Here is a 25,359-nt window from a genome sequence, read left to right as displayed (position 1 = left end):
TGCCCCAGCGTGGCCAGCGAACTCAGGCTCAGGCCCTGGCTGGCGCCACTGACGAATGCGACCATGGTGTCCTCTTTTCTTGAAAGCTGTCCCGTCGCGGAGCGCGGCTCCGCCTCTTGGGCACGCTATCGAGGACTTCGGCCTGCGGTTTAGTGGTTCGCCGAAAAAACTCGGCAGGCAAGTCAGCCCGCCGCTGCGTCGATCGTGCACGAACGAACGTGCAAACAAAAACCGCCAAGCGCGTGCGTGCTTGGCGGTTTCGGATGCCCCGGAACTTTTGCGGAAGTCCGGGGCGGTCAAATGGTGGAGCCGGGGGGAATTGAACCCCCGTCCGCAAGCCATCCTCAGGCAGATCTACATGCTTAGCTCGCTGATTTGATTCTCACGCCGCGGTCGCGCAGGAGCACGCTACCAACGACGCCAGTCACTAGATCTCGTTCTGCGCTGCGTGACCAAACTCAGAACCAGCCGATGTGAATGACCTCGCAGCGCTTGCGCGCCCAGCCCATCGGCCAACTGTTGCGAGGCTCACCGGTGTTTAAGCGGCGAGGGCGAAACGTTCGTCGTTCGCAGTTACTTTGTTCCAGTGGATTTACGAGCGTACTGGTGCTCGGCATGCACCGCGCTGATTCCGCACCCACGTCGAAACCAGGTCGGCCCCTTGTTCGGGATTGTAGTTCGCTAACCTTGGGGCCCCGGCCGAGATTGCAAGGCCGGCATCGATCATTCGATCAGTTCGAGCAATGCGCCCGGCTCGTGGATCACGGCGTCTGCTTCCCATTGGGTCACGTCGGAGTCCTCGCCGAGGTAGCCGTAGCCCGCCGCAATGGACGGCATGCCGGCGGCACGGGCGGCCTGCATGTCGCGAAGATCGTCCCCCACGTAGACCGCCTGCGCCGGGGGCAGCGCCAGGCGGCGGCAGGCTTCCAGCAGGGGCTCCGGGTGGGGCTTTGCATGCGGCGTGGTGTCACCGGCGATGACCACCGAAGCGCGCTGTGCCAGAGACAGGCCCCTCAGCACCGGCAGCGTGAAGCGTTCTGCCTTGTTGGTCACGACGCCCCACCGCAGGCCCCGGCGTTCGAGCTCTTGCAGCAGTTGTGACACTCCGTCAAACAGGCAGGAGTCCACATCCAGCGCGCGCTCGTACTCGTCGAGAAATTCGTCACGCAAGGCTTCAAAGGCCCCGTCCCCGGGCTTCACCTGCAAGCCGGCCTGCAGCATCCCTCTGGCGCCGGCAGATGCGAGCGGTCGCAGCACCTCAATGGGCAGAGGATCCAGGCCTCGGCGCTGCCGCATGCGATTGAGGGCACCGCCCAGATCGGGAGCAGTGTCCGCCAGGGTGCCGTCGAGGTCGAACAACACCGCTTGCACTCGCCAACGCATCGTCATGGTTTGCGGCACGCCAAGAGGTAGTTGACGCTGGTGTCGGCCGACAGCCAGTAGCGCTGAGTGAAGGGGTTGTATTCCATACCCCGCATGCTCACGACGTCGAGCCCGGCCTGGCGGCAAGCACTCGCCAGCTCGCTGGGACGGATGAACCGCGCGTATTCATGCGTTCCCCTGGGAAGCAGCTTCAGCACGTACTCAGCCCCCAGGATGGCGAACAGGAAGGACTTCGGATTGCGGTTGAGCGTCGAAAAGAACAGCCAGCCGCCCGGCTTCACCAGGCGCGCACAGGCATCAATGGTGGAGGCGGGTTGCGGCACATGCTCGAGCATCTCCATGCATGTCAGCACGTCGAATTGCCCCGGCCGTTCGGCCGCCAATGCTTCGGCCGAAATCTCGCGGTACTCGACACCCGTGGTCATCGCTTCCATGGCATGCAGCTGTGCGACCTTGAGCGATTTGCCGGCGAGGTCGATGCCCAGCACATTTGCGCCGCGGCGCGCCATCGAGTCGGACAGGATGCCACCGCCACACCCGATATCCACCACAGTCTTGCCGGCCAAACCAGCTTGCTGGTCGATCCAGTCAAGGCGCAGCGGGTTGATCTGGTGCAGCGGCCGAAACTCGCTGTTCGGGTCCCACCAGCGATGCGCCAGTTCACTGAACTTGGCGAGTTCGGCGGGGTCGACGTTTGCGTTTGCGGTACTGGACATCAAAACATGGTAGCTGATGGATGAGGCGTGCTCCGCGAGGCGGCGCGCCGGCAAGCCAAAAAACAAAAACCCCGCCGAGGCGGGGTTTCGAGAGAGCGAGCGTAGCTCTGATCAGCGACGGGTGCGCGTGCCCACCACTTCGATTTCGACACGGCGGTTCTTGGAGCGGCCTTCGTCGGTCTTGTTGTCGGCGACGGGCTGCTTCTCGCCCTTGCCTTCGGTGTAGACGCGGTTCTTCTCGACGCCCTTGCTCGTCAGGTAGTTCTTGACGGCGTCAGCACGCTTGACCGACAGCTTCTGGTTGTAGGCGTCGCCACCCACCGAGTCGGTGTGGCCGACCGCGATGATGACTTCGAGGTTGATGCCCGACATCTTGCTGACCAGATCGTCCAGCTTGGCGCGGCCTTCCGGCTTGAGCGTGTCCTTGTTGAAATCAAAGAACGCATCAGCAGCGAAGGTGACCTTCTCGCTGGTCGGCGCCACCGGGGCAGCAGCCGGCGCAGGCGCAGGAGCAGCAGCGGCGGGGGCGGGGGCCGGAGCGGGCGTGGGAGCAGGAGCAGGTGCGGGCGCAGGAGCTGCGGCGACGGGCTTGGGCACGCCATCGCAACCCTGAACACCGGTGGCGGGAGTCCAGTTGGCATCGCGCCAGCAGAGCTCGTTGGTGCCGTTCTTCCACACGTTGTTGTCGACGTTACGCCAGTTGTCCACCGACTGAGCGAAAGCGGTGGAAGCCGAGGCAGCAAGCGCGGCAGAAGCAAACAGCATCGCCACCTTGTTGAGTTTCTTCATGATTCTCCTCTCAAGAAAGCCGCAGCCGGGGCTGCTTAAGACGTCCAAAGGTGCAGAGCGAAATCGGACGGACGAAAACACAAAAAACCCGTGGTTTCACGGGCTTTCAGGACCGACAAATTCATTGTGCCATACGGGTCCTGATGGACAACTTTTTGGCAGTTGGGCTGGCAGACGCCTTGCTACTTGTTGCTTCATCGCTACAGCGGCCGCCAATTAGAATCGCCGCTTGCTTCGCTCTGCACACATCCGGTTGCAGAACGCCCTGCCGATTCAGGCGCCGACGCGCACCCCAGCATGACCCAGTTCGCCAAGGAAACTCTTCCCATCAGCCTCGAAGAGGAGATGCGCCGTTCGTATCTCGATTACGCGATGAGCGTGATCGTCGGGCGGGCGCTCCCGGATGCACGCGACGGCCTGAAGCCGGTGCATCGGCGCGTGCTCTTTGCGATGCACGTGCTGAACAACGACTGGAACCGTGCCTACAAGAAGTCGGCCCGTATCGTCGGCGACGTGATCGGTAAGTACCACCCGCACGGTGATACGGCGGTGTACGACACCATCGTGCGCATGGCTCAGGACTTCTCGCTGCGCCACATGCTGATCGACGGGCAGGGCAACTTCGGCTCGGTGGATGGCGACAACGCCGCGGCGATGCGCTACACGGAAATCCGTCTCGCCAAGATCGCCCACGAAATGCTGGCCGACATCGACAAGGAAACCGTCGATTTCGGCCCGAACTACGACGGCTCCGAAAAGGAGCCGCTGGTGCTGCCCACCCGGCTGCCCAACCTGCTGGTCAACGGCTCGGCCGGCATCGCGGTGGGCATGGCCACCAACATCCCGCCGCACAACCTCAACGAGGTGGTGGACGCCTGCCTGCACCTGCTGAAGAACGGCGAGGCCTCCATCGACGAGCTGATGGAGATCATTCCGGCGCCGGACTTCCCGACCGCAGGGATCATCTACGGCCTGAACGGCGTGCGCGAGGGCTATCGCACGGGCCGCGGCAAGGTGGTGATGCGCGCCAAGTGCCACTTCGAAGACATCGGCAAGGGCGAGCGCCAGGCCATCATCGTCGACGAGATCCCCTACCAGGTGAACAAGAAGAACCTGCTGGAGCGGATCGCGGAGCTCGTCAACGAAAAGAAGATCGAAGGCATCAGCCACATCCAGGACGAGTCCGACAAGTCCGGCATGCGCGTGGTGATCGAGCTCAAGCGCGGCGAAGTGCCCGAGGTGGTGCTCAACAACCTCTACAAGCAGACGCAGCTGCAGGACACCTTCGGCATCAACATGGTCGCGCTGATCGACGGTCAGCCGAAGCTGTGCAACCTGAAGGACCTGCTGGAGATCTTCCTCGAGCATCGACGCGAGGTCGTGACGCGTCGCACGGTGTTCGAGCTGCGCAAGGCACGCGAGCGCGGTCACGTGCTCGAGGGTCAGGCGGTTGCGCTGGCCAACATCGATGAGTTCATCTCGATCATCAAGAACTCGCCGACGCCCCCGGTGGCCAAGACCGAGCTGATGTCGCGCAGCTGGGACTCGTCGCTGGTGCGCGAGATGCTCGCGCGCGCTGAAGCCGACACCCCCGGAGGCCGCGAAGCCTTCCGCCCGGAAGGCCTGCCCGCCCACTACGGCATGCAGCCCGACGGCCTGTATCGCCTGTCCGACGACCAGGCGCAGGAAATCCTGCAGATGCGCCTGCAACGCCTCACCGGCCTGGAGCAGGACAAGGTCTTCAGCGAATACAAGGACGTGATGTCACAGATCGCCGATCTGCTGGACATCCTCGCCAAGCCGGAGCGCGTCACCTTCATCATCAGCGAAGAACTCGTCGCCCTGAAGCAGGAGTTCGGCCAGACCAAGCTCGGCGCACGCCGCAGCGTGATCGAGCACAACGCTCAGGAGCTGGGCACCGAAGACCTCATCACCCCGGCCGACATGGTGGTGACGCTCAGCCACAGCGGATACATCAAGAGCCAACCGCTGGCCGAGTACCGCGCGCAGCGGCGCGGTGGGCGCGGGAAGCAGGCCACGGCCACGAAGGAAGACGACTGGATCGACCAGCTCTTCATTGCCAACACGCACGACTACATCCTGTGCTTCAGCAATCGCGGGCGTGTGTACTGGCTCAAGGTGTGGGAGGTGCCGCAGGGTTCGCGCAACTCGCGCGGCAAGCCCATCGTCAACATGTTCCCGCTGCAGGCCGAGGAGAAGATCAACGTCGTGCTGCCGCTGACCGGCGAGTTCCGCAGCTTCCCGGCCGACCACTACGTGTTCATGGCCACCGCGCAGGGCACCGTCAAGAAGACGGCGCTCGACGAATTCTCCAATCCGCGCAAGGCCGGCATCATCGCGGTCAAGCTCGACGAGGACGACTACCTCATCGGCGCGGCGCTCACCGACGGCAAGCATGACGTGATGCTGTTCTCCGACGGCGGCAAGGCGGTGCGCTTCGACGAAGACGACGTGCGGCCGATGGGCCGCGACACACGCGGCGTGCGCGGCATGATGCTCGAGCCCGGCCAGAGCGTGATCGCCATGCTGGTGGCCGAAGACGAAACCCAGAGCGTGCTCACCGCCACCGAAAACGGCTACGGCAAGCGCACCTCCATCGTGGAATACACGCGCCACGGCCGGGGCACGAAGGGCATGATCGCCATCCAGCAGAGCGAGCGCAACGGCAAGGTCGTGGCCGCCACGCTGGTGCGGCCGGACGACGAGATCATGCTGATCACCGACAAGGGAGTGCTGGTGCGCACGCGGGTCTCCGAGATCCGCGAGCTGGGCCGCGCAACGCAGGGTGTCACGCTCATCGCGCTCGACGAAGGTTCACAGCTCAGTGGTTTGCAGCGCATCGTCGAGAACGATGCGGGGGACGGCAATACCGACACCGGGGAAGCAACAGCGCCCGGTGAGGAGAACGCTTGATGAAGAAGTTGTGGTGTGCGGCGGCCCTGGCCGCCGTCACGGTGGTGGTGCCCGCCCATGCGCAGAGCAAGAAGGAACTGGTGCAGAAGATCCTGGTGCAGCAGCAGCCGGGCATCGAGGCGCTCGCCCGCGACATTGCCCGCGACACCGCGGGCCGCGTGATGGACGCCTCCATCGCCGGCCTGCAGCAGGTGCCTGCCAGCAAGCGCGAAGAGGTTGGCAAGGCCATCCAGGCCGACGTCAAGAAGTTCTACGACGAGACCGACGCACTGCTGCGCGACCGTGCCGTGAAGCTGAGTGCCGCCACCATCGGCGCGACGCTCGAGGAGAAGTTCACCGAAGACGAGCTGAAGCAGCTGCTCGCCTGGTTTGAATCTCCGGTCAACAAGAAGTACCAGCAGCTGGGCCCTGAAATGCAGAGCGGTCTGGCGCAGAAGCTGGTGGCCGACACCAAGCCGGCCGTCGAGCCCAAGCTGAAGAGCCTCGAACAGTCGATCAGGAAGCAGCTGGGCGTGCCGGCCGCGGCGGGTTCGGCGCCCGCCGCGTCGCCCAAGCCGGCGCCCAAGACCAAGAACTGACCGCCCGCGCAGCCGCTCTCCCGGAGCGCGGGCACCTCCTTTTGGACGTGAGTGAAGGTGAGTGAGATGACACGGGCCTACAACTTCTCGGCCGGCCCGGCCGCCCTGCCCCAGCCGGTGCTGGAGCAGGCAGCCGCCGAAATGCTCGACTGGCACGGCAGCGGCATGAGCGTGATGGAAATGAGCCATCGCGGGCGCGAGTTCACCTCGATCTACGAGCGCGCCGAAGCCGACGTGCGGGAGCTGCTGGCGGTGCCGGCCAACTTCCGCATCCTCTTCATGCAGGGCGGCGGGCTGGGCGAAAACGCCATTGCGCCGATGAACCTGTCGCGCGGCGGCAAGGTCGACTTCGTGGTCACCGGCTCGTGGTCGCAGAAGTCGCACAAGGAGGCCGGCCGCTACTGCGACACCCAGGTGGCCGCCAGCAACGAGGCAGACCGCCACACCAGCATGCCGGCACCGCAGGCCTGGAAGCTGCGCAGCGGTCTTGCCTATGTGCACGTCTGCAGCAACGAGACCATCCACGGGGTCGAATTCCAGACCCTGCCCGACCTCAAGGCGCTCGGCTGCGATGCGCCGCTCGTCGTCGACTGCTCCTCGCACATCCTCTCGCGCACGATCGACTGGTCGCGTGTGGGCATGGCCTTCGCCGGCGCCCAGAAGAACATCGGCCCGGCCGGCGTGACGCTGGTGTTCGTGCGCGACGACCTGCTCGGCCACGCATTGCCGATCTGCCCCTCGGCCTTCGACTACAAGACCGTGGCAGACAACCAGTCGATGTACAACACGCCGCCCACCTACGGCATCTACATCGCCGGGCTCGTGTTCCAGTGGATCAAGCGCGAAGGCGGCGTGGCTGAAATGGAGCGGCGCGCCATCGAGCGCTCGCAGATGCTCTACGACTGCATCGACACCTCCGGCTTCTACGTCAACCGAGTGGCCCGCGAAGCCCGCTCGCGCATGAACGTGCCCTTCTTCCTGCCGGACGACGCCCTCAACGAGCCCTTCCTGGCCGGCGCCCGCGAAAGGCGGCTGCTGCAGCTCAAGGGCCACAAGAGCGTGGGCGGCATGCGCGCCTCGATCTACAACGCGATGCCGATTTCGGGGGTACAGGCCCTGGTGGACTACATGCGAGAATTTGCCGCTCGCCATGGCTGACTCACAAGACACCTCGCCCCCCGATCTGCTGGCCCTGCGCGGGCAGATCGATGCTGTCGATCGGGACCTTCTCGCGCTGCTGAACAAGCGCGCCTCGCTGGCCAAGGCCGTGGGCGAACTCAAGAAGAAGGAAGGCTCGGTGGTGTTCCGCCCCGAGCGCGAGGCCCAGGTGATCGACGGCCTGAAGGCCGCCAACCCCGGCCCGCTGCTGACCGAAAGCGTGGCGCCGATCTGGCGCGAGATCATGTCGGCCTGCCGCTCCCTCGAAACACCCACGCGGGTCGCCTACCTCGGGCCGGCGGGCACCTTCAGCGAACTCGCGGCACTGGGCTATTTCGGCTCGTCGATCGTGCAGGTGCCGTGCGCCAGCATCGACGAGGTGTTCCGCATGACCACCGCCGGTGCGGCCGATTTCGGCGTCGTGCCGGTCGAGAACTCCACCGAGGGCGTGGTGGCGCGGTCGCTCGACCTCTTCCTCACAACCCCGCTGTTCATCATCGGCGAGACCAGCCTGTTCGTGCGCCACAACCTGCTGCGCCGCGAAAACTCGCTCGAGGGCATCAAGGCGGTGTGCGCCCATCCGCAGGCGCTGGCGCAATGCCACGGCTGGTTGAGCTACCACCTGCCCGACGTCGAACGGCGCCCGGTGGCCAGCAACGCCGAAGGCGCACGTCTTGCTTCGCTGGACCCGAGCCTCGCGGCCGTGGCCAGCGACCGCGCCGGCAGCGAGTTCGGCCTGCACGCGCTGGCGCCGGCGATCCAGGACGACCCGCACAACCGCACCCGTTTCGTCATCGTGACCCACCCCGACCGCCATCCGCAGCCCAAGGCCTCCGGCCACGACTGCACCAGCCTGGTGGTGTCAGTGACCAACCGCCCGGGCGCGGTGCACGACATGCTGGTGCCGCTGAAGGAACACGGCGTCTCGATGACCCGCTTCGAGTCGCGGCCTGCCCGCACCGCCGACCAGTGGGAGTACTACTTCTACATCGACGTGCAGGGCCACCCCGACCAGCCCCAGGTCGCCACCGCCCTGAAGGAGCTGCGCGACGTGTGCTCCTTCTTCAAGCTCCTCGGCACGTATCCGCTCGATACGCACTGACGCCGCGCGCTTTCGACCATGTTCAACCAACTCGGCGTCATCGGCTGCGGGCTCATGGGAGGCTCGTTCGCGCTGGCTCTCAAGCGGGCCGGCCTGGTCAAGCGCGTGGTCGGCTACAGCAAGTCGCCGTCCACCACCGAAAAGGCCCGGAAGCTGGGCGTGATCGACATCGCCGCCGAATCGGCGCTGCTGGCCGTGTCGGGCTCCGACATCGTGCTGATGGCCGTGCCGGTGGCGGCCAGCGAGGCCACCTTCAAGGCCATACGCCACCTGGTCGAGCCGGGCGTGCTGTTCATGGACGTCGGCTCCACCAAGCGCGACGTGGTCGACGCGGCCCGCCGCTCCCTGAAGGAGCGGGTCGGCTCGTTCGTGCCGGCCCACCCGATCACCGGCAAGGAAGTCGCCGGCATCGACCATGCCGACGCCCTGCTCTATTCCGGCCGCCAGGTGATCCTCACGCCGCTGCCGCAAACCGATCCGGAGCTGGTGCAGAAGGCCACCGACGTGTGGGCTGCCATCGGCTGCCAGGTGCTGCGCATGAGCCCCGAGAACCACGACGCGGCGTTCGCGGCGGTGAGCCACCTGCCGCACCTGCTGGCGTTCGCCTGCTTCTCGGCGGTGGCCAAGCAGCCGGCCGGCAAGGACTACCTCTCGCTCGCGGGCCCCGGCTTTCGCGACTTCACCCGCATCGCGGCCAGCGATCCGGCGGTGTGGCGCGACATCCTCATGAGCAACCGCGAAGAGATCCTCAAGCAGTCGCAGCGCTTCCGGCACACGCTCGACGCACTCGAGCACGTCATGAAGACCGGCAACACCGAAGCGCTGGAAGACCTGATCCGCAGCGCCTCGGAGGCTCGCGCCACCTGGCAGATGACGAGCACCAAACCCGGATCCAACCGCTGAAGCGGGCGACACGGTCGCCGGCAGGTCCACGCCTTTCCCATGTATTCCACCGCCTTCCTCGACCTGCCGCCGCTGCAAGGCGCCGCCGGCACCGTGCGCCTGCCCGGCTCGAAAAGCATCTCCAACCGCGTGCTGCTGCTTGCCGGCCTGAGTGAAGGCACGACGCAGATCCACGACCTGCTCGCCTCCGACGACACCCGCGTGATGCTCGATGCACTGCGCGCGCTGGGCTGCCGCGTCGACGAACGCGCCGACGCCGTGGCCGTCACCGGCATCGGTGCGCGGCTGCAGGTTCGCGAGGCGGACATCTTCCTCGGCAATTCGGGCACCTCGGTGCGCTCGCTCACCGCGGCACTCGCCGTGCTGAGCGCCACCCAGGGCGGCCGCTTCCAGATCCGCGGCGTGCCGCGCATGCACGAGCGCCCGATCGGCGACCTGGTCGATGCGCTGCGACCGCTCGGCTGCCCGATCACCTGCCTCGCAAAAGAGGGCTTCCCGCCGCTTCTGCTCGGCGACGGCGCCGCCCATTCGCTGCAGCTGGACACCCCGATCCGCGTGCGCGGCAACGTGTCGAGCCAGTTCCTCACCGGCCTGCTGCAGGCGCTGCCGCTGGCCGCCTCCAGCCGCGACGTCGAAATCGAGGTGGTCGGCGAGCTGATTTCCCAGCCCTACATCGCCATCACCCTCAACCTGCTCGAGCGTTTCGGCGTGCTGGTGCGCAACGAGAACTGGTCGCGCTTCGTCATCCCGGCCGGCAGCCGGCTGCGCTCGCCGGGCGTGGTGCACGTCGAAGGCGACGCCTCTTCGGCGTCGTATTTCGTGGCGCTGGGTGCGCTGGCCGCCACCGGCGACGCGCCGATCCGCATCGAAGGCATGGGCGAAAGCTCGATCCAGGGCGACGTGCGCTTCGTCGACGCGGCGGTCGCCATGGGCGCGCGCGCCAGCTTCGGCCCCAACTGGGTCGAGGTGTCCCGCGGCGCCTGGCCGCTCAAGGCGGTCGACCTCGACTGCAACCACATTCCCGATGCCGCCATGACGCTGGCGGTGATGGCGCTGTACGCGAAGGGCACCACCCGCCTGACCAACATCGGCAGCTGGCGGGTCAAGGAGACCGACCGCATCGCCGCCATGGCCACCGAGCTGCGCAAGCTGGGGGCCGTGGTCACCGAGGGGCCCGACTCCATCGAGGTCACCCCGCCGGCGGCCTGGCAGCCGGCGGCCATCCATACCTACGACGACCACCGCGTGGCCATGTGTTTCGCGTTGGCCGCCTTCAACCCGCTGGCAGGGGCCCGGGTCCCGGTGCGCATCCTCGACCCCAAGTGCGTGGCCAAGACCTTCCCCGACTACTTCGAGACCCTGTTCAGCGTGTCCCGGGCCGAAGCAGACGACATCCCGGTCATCACCGTGGACGGCCCTACCGCCTCCGGCAAGGGCACCCTGGCCAGCGAGGTGGCTGCCCGGCTGGGCTACCACTTCCTCGACAGCGGAACGCTCTACCGGGCCACCGCCCTGGCGGCCCTGCGCAAGGGGGTGGCAGCGACCGACGAGTCCGGACTGGCAGCCCTTGCCCGGCAGCTGCCGGTGCGCTTCGAAGGTCAGACGCTGCTGCTCGACGGCGAGGACGTCACCCAGTCCCTGCGGGAAGAGGCTGTCGGCAACCTGGCATCGAAGATCTCCGCCTTCGCCGCCGTGCGCGCCTCGCTTTTCGAGCTGCAGCACGGCTTTCGCCGTCTGCCCGGGCTGGTGGCCGACGGCCGCGACATGGGCACCGTGATCTTTCCCCGGGCCCGCCTCAAGGTCTTTCTCACGGCGAGTGCCGCCGAGCGCGCCGAGCGACGGCATAAGCAGTTGATTTCAAAGGGAATTTCCACTAGTATTTCCGACCTTCGCGCTGACTTGGAGGCGCGCGACGCCCGGGACAAGACCCGCAGCGTCGCCCCCTTGAAGCCCGCCGAAGATGCACGCCTGCTGGACAACTCAGGCCTGTCGGTCGAAGCCTCGGTCGAACAGGTCCTGCAGTGGTGGCAGGAGTGCCAGGCGTTCGGTTGAGTCCACAAGACGCTTCCGCGCGCCGCTCCGGGTTCCGGCTCTTCCCCACCTGCGCTAGCCAAGCGCGCTGAGGAGCCGGTTTTCGACAACCAACCGCCACTTCGTGGCAATCACCGCCGGCGTCCGCCGGCACCAGGAAATCTCAATGTCACAGTCTGCAGTCGCCTCGTCGCAAGGCATGGAATCGTTTGCCGCCCTGTTCGAAGAATCGCTGAACCGCTCGAACATGCGCGCCGGCGAAGTCATCACCGCCGAGGTGGTGCGCGTCGAGCACAACTTCGTGGTGGTCAACGCCGGCCTCAAGAGCGAGGCGTACGTGCCGGTCGAGGAATTCAAGAACGACCAAGGCGAACTCGAAGTCCAGGTCGGCGACTACGTGTCGGTGGCCATCGACGCCATCGAAAACGGCTACGGCGACACCATCCTGTCGCGCGACAAGGCCAAGCGCCTGGCCTCGTGGCTGTCGCTCGAGCGCTCGCTCGACTCCGGCGAGTTCGTGCAGGGCACGGTCTCCGGCAAGGTCAAGGGCGGCCTCACCGTGCTGGTGAATGGCATCCGCGCCTTCCTGCCCGGCTCGCTGCTCGACACGCGTCCGGTCAAGGACATGAGCCCGTTCGAGGGCAAGACCATGGAGTTCAAGGTCATCAAGCTCGACCGCAAGCGCAACAACGTCGTGCTGTCGCGCCGTGCCGTGGTCGAAGCCTCCATGGGCGAAGAACGCGCCAAGCTGCTCGAAACCCTGCGTGAAGGCGCCATCGTCAACGGCGTGGTCAAGAACATCACCGAATACGGTGCGTTCGTCGACCTGGGCGGCATCGACGGCCTGCTGCACATCACCGACATGGCATGGCGCCGCGTGCGTCACCCGAGCGAGGTGGTCACCGTCGGCCAGGAGCTCACCGCCAAGGTCCTCAAGTTCGACGCCGAGAAGAACCGCGTCTCGCTGGGCCTGAAGCAGATGGGCGACGACCCCTGGGTCGGCGTGTCGCGTCGCTACCCCACCGGCACCCGCCTGTTCGGCAAGGTCACCAACATCGCCGACTACGGCGCGTTCGTTGAGATCGAACCGGGCATCGAAGGCTTGGTGCACGTCTCCGAAATGGACTGGACCAACAAGAACGTCGCCCCCAGCAAGATCGTCTCGCTGGGCGACGAGGTCGAAGTCATGGTGCTCGAGATCGACGAGGACAAGCGCCGCATCTCGCTGGGCATGAAGCAGTGCAAGCCCAACCCCTGGGACGAGTTCGCCCAGAACCACAAGCGCGGCGACAAGCTCAAGGGCCCCGTCAAGTCGATCACCGACTTCGGCGTGTTCGTGGGCCTGGCTGCCGGCATCGACGGCCTGGTGCACCTGTCCGACCTGTCCTGGAACGAGCCGGGCGAAGCCGCGGTGCGCAACTACAAGAAGGGCCAGGAAGTCGAAGCCGTCGTGCTGGCCATCGACGTGGAGCGCGAGCGCATTTCCCTGGGCATCAAGCAGCTCGACGCCGACCCGTTCACCAATTACACGGCCGTCAACGACCGTGGCATGACGGTGACCGGCAAGGTCAAGTCGGTCGACCCGCGCGGCGCTGAAATCCAGCTGAGCGACGAAGTCACCGGCTACCTGCGCGCTTCGGAAATCTCCCGCGACCGCGTGGAAGACGCCCGTAACGTGCTGAAGGAAGGCGACGAAGTCACCGCCCTGATCATCAACATCGACCGCAAGACGCGTTCGATCCAGTTGTCGGTCAAGGCCAAGGACAGCGCCGAGCAGCAGGAAGCCATGCAGCGCCTGTCGGCCGAGAACACGCGCGAGAACGCTGGCACCACCAGCCTGGGCGCGCTGCTCAAGGCCAAGCTCGACAACCAGAACAACAGCTGATGCTGTGCAGCGGGGGCTTCGGCCCCCGCTTCTTCTGGCCCTCTTCCCACACACACAGTAATCGCCAAGGATTTATGACCCGATCCGATCTCGTGGCCCTGCTGGCTGAACGTTTTGGCCAGCTGACGCACCGCGATACCGAGTTCGCCGTCAAGACCATCCTGGATGCGATGTCCGATGCGCTCGCCCGTGGGCACCGCATCGAGATCAGAGGATTCGGCAGTTTCTCGATCAACCGCAGGCCGCCTCGCGTGGGCCGCAACCCGCGTTCCGGTGAGCAGGTGATCATTCCCGAGAAGCTCGTGCCTCATTTCAAGCCTGGCAAGGCGCTGCGCGAATCGGTCGATGCGCAGATCCCGGTCGTGGACGACCCTCTGCCCGAGGCCGACCGCACGACCGACCCGAAGTCGGGGCTCTGAGCCTCTTCGAGGCGAGCTGCACCCGCAGCAGACCCTAGAATCGCGCTGGCATGCGCGCCCTCACCTGGCTCTTCCGAGCCGCCATCTTTTTCGTTCTCTTCGCCTTCGCGCTGAACAACCAGCACGAGGCAGCCCTGCAGTGGTTCTTCGGCCACCAGTGGCGTGCGCCCATGGTCTTCATCGTGCTGGCGGCGTTTGCGCTCGGTTGCGCATTCGGCGTGCTGGCGATGGTGCCCAGCTGGTGGCGCCATCGCCGCGAGGCCCAGAAGCACCATCGCCCTGCCATCCCGGTGCCCGGCGAAACAGTGACGCCGCCCGCCACCGACCTCGCCCCCCTGGAACACCCGCCCCGCGATGGACTTTGACCTGCAGTGGCTGCTGCTCGGCCTGCCCGTGGCCTTTGCGCTCGGCTGGCTGGCCTCGCGCCTGGACTTCCGCCAGTGGAAGCGCGACGAGCGCGACTCGCCGAAGGCTTATTTCAAGGGACTGAACCTGCTGCTCAACGAGCAGCAGGACAAGGCGATCGACGCCTTCATCGAGGCGGTGCAGCAGGACCCGGGCACGTCGGACCTGCACTTCGCGCTCGGCAACCTGTTTCGCCGCCGCGGCGAATACGAGCGCGCGGTGCGCGTGCACCAGCACCTGCTGGGCCGCGCGGACCTCGCCCCCGCCGAGCGCGAACGCGCCCAGCACGCGCTGGCCCAGGACTTCATGAAGGCCGGCCTGTTCGACCGCGCCGAGGAAGCCTTCAAGGCGCTCGAAGGCACCGCCTTTGGCACCGATGCACGCCTGTCGCTGCTCACGCTGTACGAGCGCTCGCGCGACTGGCGTGCGGCCGTCGAGACCGCGCGCCAGCTCGAAAGCACCGGCGCCGGTTCGTTTGCCGCGCGTGTTGCCAACTACTGGTGCGAGCTGGCCCTGGAAGCGGATGCGCGCCACCAGCCCGACGAAGCTCAGGCCGCGCTGAACCGCGCCCGTGAAGCAGCACCCCAGGCCGCCCGCCCGCTGGTGCTGGCCGGCCAGCGTCTGGCCCGCCAGGGGCGGCACGACGCCGCGCTCGAAGCCTGGAGCGAGCTGATGGCCATCAACCCGGCGGCGTTTTCGCTGGTGGCCGGCGACTATGCCGCCAGCGCCGTGGCCTGCGACCAGCAGGCACGTGCGCTCGAACGCCTGAAGAGCCTGTACGCACGTGCGCCTTCGGTCGACGTGCTGCAGGCGCTGACGCGGCTCGAGACCGACCCGCTGGCGCGCCGCGAGCGCCTGGTCTCCCATCTGCGCAGCCAGCCGACGCTGACCGCGGCGCTCGGGCTGCTGCAGGAGCGCATGACCAGCGAGCGGCCGTTCAGCGCAGCCGAGATCGAAAACCTGCGCCAGGCCATCGGCACGGCCGCCAAGCCTCTGCAGCGCTACCGCTGCGCCGCCTGCGGCTTCGAAGGCCAGCACTATTTCTGGCAATGCCCAGGCTGCCTGAGCTGGGACAGCTACCCGCCGCACCGGCTGGAGGACCAGTGAACCAACCCATTCCGAAAGAACGCCTGGCCCAGGCGCGCGTGCTCGTGGTCGGCGATGCCATGCTCGACCGCTACTGGTTCGGCGCGGTGGACCGCATCTCGCCCGAGGCGCCGGTGCCGGTGGTGCGCGTCAACCGCGAAGAGGAGCGCCTGGGCGGCGCTGCCAACGTGGCGCTCAACGCCAAGACCCTGGGCGCCCAGGCCACGCTGCTCACCGTGGTGGGCGACGACGAACCCGCCCGCAAGCTCAAGAGCCTGCTCGAGCGCGACGGCGTGGCCACGCTGCTGGGCAGCGATCCGCAGCTCTACACCATCGTGAAGCTGCGGGTGATCGGCCGCTCGCAGCAGCTCATACGCGTCGATTTCGAGAACACGCCCGACCATGAAGTGCTGGCGCAGATGCTGGCCGACTACGAACGGGCCCTGCCCGAGCACGACGCGGTGCTGTTCTCCGACTACGGCAAGGGCGGCCTCACCCACATCCCGCGCATGATCGAGCTCGCCCGTGCGGCCGGCAAGCCGGTGCTGGTGGACCCGAAGGGCAGCGACTATTCCCGCTACGCCGGGGCCACCGTGATCACGCCCAACCGCGCCGAGCTGGCGCAGGTGATCGGCGCCTGGTCGAGCGAGGCCGTGCTGCACGAACGCGCCCACGCGCTGCGCCGGCAGCTTGGCCTCGAAGCCCTGCTGCTCACCCGTTCGGAAGAGGGCATGTCGCTGTTCGATGCGGCCGGCGAATTCCACGTGCCGGCCCAGGCGCGCGAAGTCTTCGACGTGACCGGCGCCGGCGATACCGTCATCGCCACGCTGGCGGCCATGCTGGCCTGCGGCTTGCCGCTGCGTGAAGCGGTGGCGCATGCCAACCGCGCCGGCGGCATCGTGGTCGGCAAGTTCGGCACGGCCACCGTCAGCTACGAGGAGTTGTTCGCATGACCCGTGTAGTCGTCACCGGAGCGGCCGGTTTTAGTTCCGGCATAACTTGCTTTCGCAAGTTAGCCTCCTCTGAAACCGGCCGGAGAAACCCATGCGTGTAGTCGTCACCGGAGCGGCCGGTTTTATCGGCGCCAACATCGTCCAGGGACTCAACAAGCTGGGCATCGACGACGTCATCGCCGTCGACAACCTGACCCAGGGCCCCAAGTTCAAGAACCTGCTGGGCGCGCGCATTTCCGACTACTTCGACAAGACCGACTTCTACGCCCGCTTCGCCCGCGGCGAATTCGGCAAGGTCGACGCGGTGTTCCACGAAGGTGCCTGCTCCGACACCATGGAGCACAACGGGCGCTACATGCTCGACACCAACTACCGCTGCTCGAAGGACCTGCTGGACGCCTGCATGGCCCAGGGCACTCGGCTGCTGTACGCGTCGTCGGCGGCCACCTATGGCGCAAGCTCCACCTTCCGCGAGGAGCCTGCCTTCGAGCATCCGCTCAACGTCTACGGCTATTCGAAGCTGCTGTTCGACCAGGTGGTGCGCCGCCACCTGGCGGTGTCGCCGGTGCAGGTGGCGGGCTTTCGCTACTTCAACGTCTACGGCCCGCGCGAGCAGCACAAGGGCCGCATGGCCTCGGTGGCCTTCCACCACTTCAACCAGTTCCGCGAGAACGGGCAGGTCAAGCTGTTCGGCGAATACGGCGGCTACGGCCCCGGCCAGCAGCAGCGCGATTTCGTGTTCGTCGACGACGTGGTGGCGGTGAACCTCTGGTTCTTCGAGCACCCTACCGCGCGCGGCATCTTCAACCTGGGCAGCGGCAAGGCGCAGCCTTTCAACGACGTGGCGCATGCCACGGTGAACGCCTGCCGCGCGCTCAAGGGCGAGGCGCCGCTGTCACTCGACCAGCAGGTCCAGCAGGGACTGGTGGGCTACATCCCCTTCCCGGAAGCGCTGGTCGGCAAGTACCAGTGCCACACCCAGGCCGACCTCACCGCGCTGCGCAGTGCCGGCTGCGAGCACGCGTTCGCCGACGTGGCGACGGGCGTCAGGCGATACGTGGAGTGGCTCGCACAGCAGCCGGCCTGAGGCAGCGCCTCAGGCGATGCACGTGCGGTTCTTGCCGGTGCGCTTGGCTTCGTAGAGCGCTTCGTCGGCGCGGTCGAGCGTCTCCTCGACCCGCTCACCCAGGCGAAACACCGTGACCCCGGCCGAGAAGGTCACGAAGGTCTGCTTGTTCTCGTGCATGAAGAGCTCGGCCGACAAGGCCCGCTGCAGCCGGGTGAGCACCTGCTGCGCTTCGGTGACCGGCGTGTCGGGCAGCAGCACCACGAACTCCTCGCCGCCATAACGCGCCAGCGTGTCGCTGGGCCGCAGCGCCTGCTTCACCCGCTGCGCCAGGAATTTCAACGCCTCGTCGCCGGTCGTGTGGCCGAACTGGTCGTTGAGCTTCTTGAAGTCGTCCACGTCGATCAGGCCCACCGCCAGGCTGCCCGAGCCGTCGCTGCCGGCGCGCTCGACGCGTGAACGCTCCACCTCGAAGGCCTGCAGCATGCCGCGCCGGTTGGCCACCTGGGTGAGCTGGTCGGTCGACACCTCGTCGGACAGGCGCTTGAGCTCGGCCTCGAGCTGGCGCACGCGTTCGGACATCTGCTCGGCCATGGTGTGTTCGGCCTGCAGGCGCTCCTGCGTCTGGCTCACCACGCCGTGCACCGTGCGGGTTTCCTCGACCATCTCGCGCACCACGCCGGCCAGGCTCTCCAGCGAATCGGCGCTCTCGATCACGTCGGCATAGCGCACAACGCTGTCCTGGAAGCGCCCGGTGTGCGTGCCCAGCTCGGCAATCTCCTGCAGCATGCGGTTGATCGACAGCTTGAGCGCCTCGCGCGCCTGCGCCCGCTCGATGCGCAGCTGCTGCTGCCGCATGCGCGTGCCATGCAGCAGGTCGCCCACCGAGCGCACGCTGCGCGCGGTGAGGCCGTCGCCGAGCTGCGTGCGCATCGCATCGCACTGGCCACGCACCCATGAGTCGTCCTCGGCGAGGTCGGTCAGGCCTTCGGTCAGCTCGTAGCAGAGCACGCCGAGCTGGGCGACGAGGTGGTGCCGATGCTGCAGCACCCGCTGCGCCTGCGCACAGGCCTCGGCCACTTCGCTGGCCAGGGCCGCATGGGCAGCGCCGGGCGGCTTCAGCTTGTCGGTCAGCGCCCGCAGCACGTCGGCCGCCTCGCGGCCGCGCACTTCGGTCGTGGGCAGCGCGCACTGCACCGTGGCGCCCAGGTCCTGCACGATGCGCGACCAAGCGCCCACGTCGACCTGCGGCTCGAGTGAGATCGTCGTCAGCGGCGGGGCCTCGGCGGCAGGCGGCGCCGCGCCGGCCGCCGGGGTCTCCAGCAGCGCGCCGAAGTCGGTGGCCGACATCGGCGCCGGTGCGCTGGGCGAGGTTTCGAGCGAGCGGTCGTCGGCGGTGTCGGTGTCCCAGCTGCCGATGAGCTGCTGCAGCCGCTGCTGCAGCTTGGCCGGGTCGCTGCGGCTGCCGGCGAGCACGCGCTGCAGGCTGTCCTTCTTGCGCGCGGCCGTCCAGTTGCGGCCGCCGCGCTCCACGCCGCGCACCACCCGCTCGATGAGCGCGGCCCAGGCATGGGCCTGCACGCCGGCGTCGTCACCGGCGGCGGCCGGGCGCTCCTCCGCCACGGACTCCTCACCGGCTTCTGCCCGATAGGCACGCTGGTAGTTCTCGGGCGTGGGCTCCTGCCGCTCCATCACCAGGCGCCGCAAGGCGGCCTTGGCCAGTTCGGCAGGGGACAGTTCAGCGGCACGCGTCGGCGCGGCGCGTGTGGGGGCGTTCATAAACAGGACTTCAGCTGACGGGGGAATTGCGTGCGCCGCGTGAGGAGGCCACGTGCAGGAGATCGGCATCGCCGTCGCCGGCCTTGCCGATCCAGGGTGCCTTGCGAGGCAGCACCGTCTGCCGGAGCCATTCCTCGAGTTCGTCGGGCGGCAGGGCCTTGCTGAACAGGAAGCCCTGCATCACGGTGCAACCCAGGCGATTGAGCACTTCCATCTGGCGCAGGTTCTCCACGCCTTCGGCCACCACGCGCAGGCCGAGCGAGCGGCTCAGCGCGATGATGGCGGTGACCACCGCCGAGCTCTGCAGCGTGACGCCCAGGTCGCGCACGAAGGAACGGTCGATCTTGAGCTCGCTGATCGGCAGCGCAGTCAGGTAGGCGAGCGACGAATAGCCGGTGCCGAAGTCGTCGATCGAGATCTCCACGCCGATCTCGTTGAGCCGGTGCAGCGACGGGATCACGTTCTGCAGGTCCTTCATCAGGCCTGTTTCGGTGATCTCGAGCTCGATGGAACGGTGCGGCACGCCGTAGGCGCCCACGGCATGGTGGATGTGCTCGACGAGGTCGGTGCGCTCGAACAGGCGGCTGGGCAGGTTGACGGCGATGGACGCGTCGAAGCCGATGCTCTGCTGCCAGATCTTGGCCTGGCGCGCCGCCTCGCGGATGGCCCATTCGCTCATCGGCGTGATGAGGCCGGTTTCCTCGGCCAGCGGGATGAAGTCGCCCGGCGGCACCAGCACGCCGTTGCGCTGCCAGCGCATCAGCGCCTCGGCACCCACCATGCGGGCCGAACGCACGTCGACCTTCGGCTGGTAGTGCAGCACCAGCTCGTCGCGCTCCAGCGCCTTGTGCAGCGCGCTTTCGAGCTCGAGCTTCTCGCGGCCCTTGCCGGCCAGGTGCGGGCGGTACAGCGTGGCAGCGTTGCGGCCCTGAGACTTGACCGAGTACATGGCCACGTCGGAGTTGCGCAGCAGGTCGGCCACACTCATGCCGTCGCGAGGGAACAGCGCGATGCCCACGCTGGCGGTGACGAAGCATTCCTGGCCGCCCACGAAAATGGGCTCGCGCATCACGTCGAGGATGCGCAGCGCCACCCGTTCGGCGTCACGCTCGTCGGCCACTTCGGGCAGCAGCGCCACGAACTCGTCGCCGCCCAGCCGGCCCACGGCTTCGAGCGTGCGGTGGGAGCGCGAGCCCGTGGACTCGAGCGAGCTCTCGATGACCTGGTCGGAATGGCGTACGCAGGAGCGCAGGCGGCGCGCCACTTCCATCAGCAGCTCGTCGCCGGCGCCGTGGCCCAGCGTGTCGTTGATGATCTTGAAGCGGTCGAGGTCGATCAGCAGCAGGCCGACCTGGTGGTTCAGCCGCTTCGCATGTTCGAGGGCGCGCTCAGCGCGCCAGATGAGCTGGCGGCGGTTGGGCAGGCCGGTCAGTGCGTCGAAGTTGGCCAGGTGCTTGATCTTGTCTTCGGCGATGCGGCGGTCGGTCACGTCCTGCACGATGCCGGTGTAGCCGGACAGGCCGCCCTGCTCGTTGAATTCGGGCTCCGCCTCGACGTGCACGATGCGCTGGCGGCCGTCGAGCAGCGTGACCGGGATGTCGGTGCACAGCACGGTGCTGTGCTTCACGACCTCGTGCAGGATGGTCATGAAGCCGTTGCGGTCGTCCTCCGGCACCATGCGGCTGAGTTCGCGGAAGCCCAGCTTGTCGCCCGGCCCGAGCCCGAACACGCGCAGGCCCTCGACCGAAAGATTCAGCCCGCCTTGCGTGCGCCGCCAGTCGAAGCTGCCCATGCGGGCGAGGTCCTGGGCGCGCGCCAGCTTGGCCTTGCTGCGTTCGAGCTCCTGGCGGGTGCGCGCCGAGCGCAGCAGGTAGCGCAGCCGGCCGGCCAGCAGGCTCCACTGCGTGGACTTCACGAAGAAGTCGGTCGCGCCGGCTTCATAGGCCCGGGTGATGGAGGCATCGTCGTCCAGCCCGGTGAGCATGAGCACCGGCAGCGACTCGAAACCCGGCAGCTGGCGCAGCTCGCGGCAGGTCTCGAACCCGTCCATGCCGGGCATCATGGCGTCGAGCACGATGACGTCGGGCAGCCAGTCGGCCAGCAGCTGCAGGGCCCGCTCGCCGCTGGGCGCCTCGGTGATGGAAAACCCTCGCTCGCGCAGCGCGATGGAAGTCAGCAGCAGGTTGACTTCGTCGTCGTCGACCAGCAGCACCCGCGGCGACAACAGCGGGTCTTCATCGGCGAACGACTGCGAGGCATTCATTCTCAGCGGGCTTCCAGCAACGCGCGCAGGCTGTCGAGAACGAGCTCGATCTCGGAGCGCATCGCATCGACGCGCGCCTCCAGGTCGGTGCTGGTTCCCTGACGGATCATGTATTCGATTTCGGCACAGATCTGGGACAACTTGATGGCCCCGATGCTGGCGGACGACGACTTCAGGGTGTGGGCCACATGCCGCACGCCGGTGAGGTCGCCGCTTTGCTGCGATTCGATGAGCTGCGGTACCAGCCGGGCCACCGAGTTGTCGAAGGCCTTGAGCACGCGATCCATCAGCTGGTTCTCGCCGGTCGGGTCGAGCTCGCGCAGCCGCTGCAGGGCCTGGGCGTCGAGCACTCCGGTGTCGGCGCCGCTGCGCGGCACTGGCGCCGCCGGTGCACCGCCGGAGGAAGAGGACTCGCCACCTTCGGCAGCGGAGACGGCGGATGGCAGGCGCTTGGTCAACATGCCCAGCAATTGACTTTGTCTGAAGGGTTTGGAGAGGTAATCATCGAAGCCTAGCGCCAGAAAGCGCTCTTCGTCGCCACCGAGGGCATTGGCCGTCACGGCCACGACGGGTGTGTGGGGCGGGGTGACGAATGCGAAACGCCCGCCGGGCCCCTTGCGGAACCAGCCTAGCGCCTCCACGCCATCCATGCCGGGCATCTGGATATCCATCAAGACCAGATCGAATTTTTTCTCGCACAGCGCCCGCAGACCCTCGAGCGCCGAACCGGCCACCTGCACGCGACACCCCAGACGCCGCAGCATCTGGCCGATGACCTCCTGGTTGACCGGGTTGTCCTCGATCACGAGGATGTGCCGGTTGAGGCGCGGCGTCAAGGCGACCCCCTCGGTGCGGGGGACGGACACGCCAAGTATGGCCTGTCTCAGCTCGGCTTTGCGCAAGGGTTTGGCCACAAAGCGGTGGAAACCCGCGTCCTGCGCACGCCGAGCGTCGTCCGGGGACGACACGGACGACAACATGACGAGCTTGAGGTTCCCGTAGCGGCCGTCCTGCGTCACCGCGCGCGCGAAGCCCAGGCCGTCGAGGCGCGGCATGTTCATGTCCACCAACGCAAGGTCGAAGGGCGGCTCCACCGGGCCGTACTGGCCATGCAGGATCTCCAGCGCATGCAGGCCGTCGCGGGCGAGCGTCACGCGCATGCCCCACGCGCCGAGCATGTTCTCGAGCACCGTCCGGTTGGTCTCGTTGTCCTCGACGACCAGCGCATGCAGCATCGGCATGCTGGCCGCATCGAGCTCGCCCAGGTCGGTGCCCAGTGCCACCGAGCGCAACGGGATCGAGAATCCGAACACCGACCCGACGCCCGGCGCGCTGCGCACTTCGATCGTGCCGCCCATCAGCTCGACCAGCTGCTTCGAAATCGCCAGGCCCAGCCCGGTGCCGCCATAGCGCCGCGCCATGCCGCCGTTGGCCTGGGTGAACGCGTTGAACAGGCGCGGCAGCACGTCTTCAGTGATGCCGATGCCGGTGTCGCGCACCTCGAAGCGCACCAGCGTGTGCTCGCCCTGGTGCTCGATGCAGCGCACGTCGACGACCACCTCGCCGCTTTCGGTGAACTTGAGCGCGTTGGCCACCAGGTTCGTCAGCACCTGGCGCAGCCGCAGCGGGTCGCCGTTCACCCAGGCCGGCAGGCCGGGCAGCTCGTGGAAGCTGAGCTCGATGCCCTTCTCGTGCGCACGCTGTGCCAGCAGCTCCAGGGTGTCCTCGACCACGCTGCGCAGCACGAAGTCGGTCGGCGCGAGCTCCAGGCGGCCGGCCTCGATCTTCGCGAAGTCGAGGATGTCGTTGATGATCTCCAGCAGGCTCTCGCCCGAGCGGTACACCGCCTGCGCGAAGCGCCGCTGCTTGTCGGTGAGCGTGGTGCCCAGCAGCAGCTCGGTCATGCCGAGGATGCCGTTCATCGGCGTGCGGATCTCATGGCTCATGTTGGCCATGAACTGGCTCTTGGCCTGGCTGGCGGCCTCGGCCGCGTCGCGGGCGCGCGAAAGCTGCAGTTCGTGTTCGCGTTCGGCGGTGATGTCCGAGGTGAGGCCGTACACATGCACTTCACCGCTCGGCAACTGCTGGGCCCGGGTGCGCTGGCGCAGCCAGCGTATGCCACCCTCCGGATGGCGGATGCGGAAGCAGATGTCGGTGGGCTCCAGCCGCTCCTCCAGGTCGCGCCGCGGGTCGAGCAGGTGGCGGTCCTCGGGCAGCACCAGCTTCATCAGCGCCTGCGGATCGGCCTGCACCTCCTGCTCGCGCAGCCCCCAGATGTCGTGGGTGCGCGGCCCGAGATAGAACATGCGGTCGCGCTCGGGCGTGGTGACGAACACGCAGTCGTCCATCGACTCCACCAGCTCGCGGAAGCGCAGCTCGGACTCCATCAGGTCGAGCTGCGCCTTGCGCCGCTCGGTGATGTCGCGCACCAGCGAAATCAGCAGTCGCGGCCGCCCGTCGGCGTGGCGCAGCGCGAAGTGGCGGGCATTGATGAGCCGGTCGCCGTTCGGCGCGGCAAACACGAAGTCGTGCTCCACCGTCGTGCGACCGTCGATCGCCTGCCGCATCGCAGGCTCGGTGGAGCGCAGCACCGGGCGGCCGAGCGCCGCCTCGACGGTGCTGCCGACCACCTTGTCGCGCTTGACGCCGAACTCCGCCTCGGCATACCGGTTGATGCTGACGACGCGGAAGTTCTCCGGGTCGAGCACGAACAGGCTCACCGGCAGGTTTTCGGCCAGCGCCTCCAGGTGCTCATGGCTCTGCTGGATCTGGTGCTCGCGCTGGCGGCGCAAGGTGATGTCGGTGAACAGGCACAGCAGCTGCGGCGCGCCGCCGCCTTCATCGACCATCTGGATGGCGTCGATCTCGCCCCAGTAGCGGCTGTGCGCCACGCCCGCCCGGCGCAGCCCCTCGTATTCGAGCCGGAACACCTCGCCGCGCCGGATGGCGTGCCGCAGCCGTTCGCACGCCGGCGCGTCGACGCCGTCGCGCTCCAGCACGCGGCACAGTGTCTGCCCCAGCAGCGCCTCGGGCTGCCAGCCGGTCACTTCGGTGAAGGCCGGGTTCACCCACTCGACCACCCCTTCGCGGTCGATGATGGCCACGCCGCTGGCGATGCGCTTGGCCACCTGGGCCAGCCGGCTCAGCTGTTCCGCATGCGTCTCGAACTGCGCCTGCGCCGCTTCACGTTCGGCCACCAGGCCCAGCTGCACGCGCGCCACGTCGAGCAGCGCGAGCAGCTCGTCGGGCTCGTGACGCGGGTCATAGAGCTCCAGCACCGCACGAGGCTGGCCCGACAGCGCCACCGGCAGCGATACCGCCCGCGCGGCCCAGTCAGGCCGCCAGTCGGTGCCAGCGCCATCGGACGGACCGAGCTCGCGCAGCACCGGCTTCTGCGTGGCAATGGCCTCGCGCGCCGGACAGCCGCTGCGCCCGGCGCTCCACAGCGCGGACACGTCGATGTGATCGGCCCACACCGTCTCGGCCTGCGGCCAATGCCGCACCAGCGCAGTCTCGCCGTTCCAGCCGTCGACCCACAGCCGCGTCACGGCCCGCGCCTCGAGGTGGTGTGCCAGCACGGCACCCACGCCGGTCAGCGCCTCGCCCAGCGACGCCGCCCCGTGTGCGGCTTCGCTCAGCGACTGCGCGATCGCGAGCCCGGCGGCACGTGGCTTGCCGCCGGTTGCGGCAGGAGCTTGCGGCTGTTCTGCTGCCGGCAGCTCCCTGGCGCGCCGGCGGCACCAAAAGAAGGCGGCAGCCAGGAGCAGGAGCAGGATGATGGGAATCAGCATGACCGTCTTGTGGGCGGTGTCGGCCGGCTGCCACGACGGTGTGCCGACCCAACGCTCGTCGGAAATTGTCGTTGTGTAAGCCGAGCTTTGGGGTTTCTCAGAGGGGGATTTCGGACTG

18 protein-coding genes and 1 other RNA gene are annotated in these 25,359 nt (G+C 67.3%); 12 read left to right on the top strand and 7 right to left on the bottom strand.

The window, feature by feature from the left end; translation table 11 throughout:
• Positions 1 to 301: 301 nt before the first annotated feature.
• From ssrA to ompA, 4 genes are all read right to left on the bottom strand, one after another.
• Positions 302 to 661, bottom strand: a transfer-messenger RNA (tmRNA) gene (gene ssrA, locus E8D38_RS20350).
• 62 nt (positions 662 to 723) lie between these two features.
• Positions 724 to 1,389 (bottom strand): phosphoglycolate phosphatase, encoded by a 666-nt coding sequence (gene gph / locus E8D38_RS20345; protein WP_140634961.1) that lies wholly within the window; start codon positions 1,387 to 1,389, stop codon positions 724 to 726.
• Positions 1,386 to 2,099 (bottom strand): bifunctional 2-polyprenyl-6-hydroxyphenol methylase/3-demethylubiquinol 3-O-methyltransferase UbiG, encoded by a 714-nt coding sequence (gene ubiG, locus E8D38_RS20340; protein ID WP_140634958.1) that lies wholly within the window; start codon positions 2,097 to 2,099, stop codon positions 1,386 to 1,388. Before ubiG ends, gph begins: the two co-directional genes overlap by 4 nt.
• Before the next feature lie 111 nt (positions 2,100 to 2,210).
• On the bottom strand, positions 2,211 to 2,888 hold the full coding sequence (ompA, locus tag E8D38_RS20335; protein ID WP_140634967.1) for an outer membrane protein OmpA: 678 nt from the start codon (positions 2,886 to 2,888) through the stop codon (positions 2,211 to 2,213).
• Positions 2,889 to 3,185: 297 nt separating this feature from the next.
• Between ompA and gyrA the strand changes: the two genes are divergently transcribed.
• The 12 genes from gyrA (at position 3,186) to rfaD (ending at position 17,429) form a co-directional block, all read left to right on the top strand.
• Positions 3,186 to 5,822 carry a DNA gyrase subunit A gene (gene gyrA / locus E8D38_RS20330; RefSeq protein WP_140634956.1) on the top strand — a complete coding sequence of 879 codons (2,637 nt, stop codon included), beginning with the start codon at positions 3,186 to 3,188 and terminating at the stop codon, positions 5,820 to 5,822.
• Positions 5,822 to 6,400 (top strand): DUF2059 domain-containing protein, encoded by a 579-nt coding sequence (locus E8D38_RS20325; protein WP_140634954.1) that lies wholly within the window; start codon positions 5,822 to 5,824, stop codon positions 6,398 to 6,400. Before gyrA ends, E8D38_RS20325 begins: the two co-directional genes overlap by 1 nt.
• 66 nt (positions 6,401 to 6,466) lie before the next feature.
• Positions 6,467 to 7,558: a 3-phosphoserine/phosphohydroxythreonine transaminase gene (gene serC / locus E8D38_RS20320; protein ID WP_140634952.1), complete on the top strand. Its 1,092-nt coding sequence runs from the start codon at positions 6,467 to 6,469 to the stop codon at positions 7,556 to 7,558.
• Positions 7,551 to 8,660 (top strand): prephenate dehydratase, encoded by a 1,110-nt coding sequence (pheA, locus tag E8D38_RS20315; protein ID WP_140634950.1) that lies wholly within the window; start codon positions 7,551 to 7,553, stop codon positions 8,658 to 8,660. Before serC ends, pheA begins: the two co-directional genes overlap by 8 nt.
• A gap of 18 nt (positions 8,661 to 8,678) precedes the next feature.
• Positions 8,679 to 9,563, top strand: a complete 885-nt coding sequence (locus E8D38_RS20310) for a prephenate dehydrogenase (RefSeq protein ID WP_140634948.1) — start codon at positions 8,679 to 8,681, stop codon at positions 9,561 to 9,563.
• Between the two features lie 39 nt (positions 9,564 to 9,602).
• A complete protein-coding gene (locus tag E8D38_RS20305; protein ID WP_140634946.1) occupies positions 9,603 to 11,615 on the top strand; it encodes a bifunctional 3-phosphoshikimate 1-carboxyvinyltransferase/cytidylate kinase in 2,013 nt (670 codons plus the stop codon).
• 145 nt (positions 11,616 to 11,760) lie between these two features.
• Positions 11,761 to 13,479, top strand: a complete 1,719-nt coding sequence (gene rpsA, locus E8D38_RS20300; RefSeq protein ID WP_140634944.1) for a 30S ribosomal protein S1 — start codon at positions 11,761 to 11,763, stop codon at positions 13,477 to 13,479.
• A gap of 74 nt (positions 13,480 to 13,553) precedes the next feature.
• Positions 13,554 to 13,898, top strand: a complete 345-nt coding sequence (locus tag E8D38_RS20295) for an integration host factor subunit beta (protein WP_140634942.1) — start codon at positions 13,554 to 13,556, stop codon at positions 13,896 to 13,898.
• A gap of 50 nt (positions 13,899 to 13,948) precedes the next feature.
• A complete protein-coding gene (locus E8D38_RS20290) occupies positions 13,949 to 14,263 on the top strand; it encodes a LapA family protein (RefSeq protein WP_140634940.1) in 315 nt (104 codons plus the stop codon).
• Complete coding sequence (gene lapB, locus E8D38_RS20285) at positions 14,253 to 15,410, top strand: lipopolysaccharide assembly protein LapB (protein WP_140634938.1); 1,158 nt, start codon at positions 14,253 to 14,255, stop codon at positions 15,408 to 15,410. Before E8D38_RS20290 ends, lapB begins: the two co-directional genes overlap by 11 nt.
• Positions 15,353 to 16,342 carry a D-glycero-beta-D-manno-heptose-7-phosphate kinase gene (rfaE1, locus tag E8D38_RS20280; protein ID WP_140634936.1) on the top strand — a complete coding sequence of 330 codons (990 nt, stop codon included), beginning with the start codon at positions 15,353 to 15,355 and terminating at the stop codon, positions 16,340 to 16,342. Before lapB ends, rfaE1 begins: the two co-directional genes overlap by 58 nt.
• Before the next feature lie 91 nt (positions 16,343 to 16,433).
• Positions 16,434 to 17,429: an ADP-glyceromanno-heptose 6-epimerase gene (rfaD, locus tag E8D38_RS20275; protein ID WP_140634934.1), complete on the top strand. Its 996-nt coding sequence runs from the start codon at positions 16,434 to 16,436 to the stop codon at positions 17,427 to 17,429.
• A 9-nt stretch (positions 17,430 to 17,438) separates the two neighbouring features.
• Here the strand turns inward: rfaD and E8D38_RS20270 are convergent, their stop codons facing one another.
• From E8D38_RS20270 to E8D38_RS20260, 3 genes are read right to left on the bottom strand one after another with little or no spacing between them, the layout of a single operon-like run.
• A complete protein-coding gene (locus tag E8D38_RS20270; RefSeq protein ID WP_140634932.1) occupies positions 17,439 to 19,187 on the bottom strand; it encodes a GGDEF domain-containing protein in 1,749 nt (582 codons plus the stop codon).
• A gap of 10 nt (positions 19,188 to 19,197) precedes the next feature.
• Positions 19,198 to 21,450, bottom strand: coding sequence for a putative bifunctional diguanylate cyclase/phosphodiesterase (locus E8D38_RS20265; RefSeq protein WP_140634930.1), 2,253 nt, complete (start codon positions 21,448 to 21,450; stop codon positions 19,198 to 19,200).
• 2 nt (positions 21,451 to 21,452) lie between these two features.
• The gene (locus E8D38_RS20260) at positions 21,453 to 25,241 is read right to left on the bottom strand and encodes a response regulator (protein WP_140634928.1); all 3,789 of its coding nucleotides are present in this window, start codon (positions 25,239 to 25,241) and stop codon (positions 21,453 to 21,455) included.
• Positions 25,242 to 25,359: the final 118 nt, after the last annotated feature.

Source organism: Methylibium rhizosphaerae, assembly GCF_006386545.1.
GTDB classification, from domain to species: Bacteria; Pseudomonadota; Gammaproteobacteria; order Burkholderiales; family Burkholderiaceae_C; genus Pseudorivibacter; species Pseudorivibacter rhizosphaerae.
This window is presented reverse-complemented; position numbering and strand designations above follow the sequence as displayed.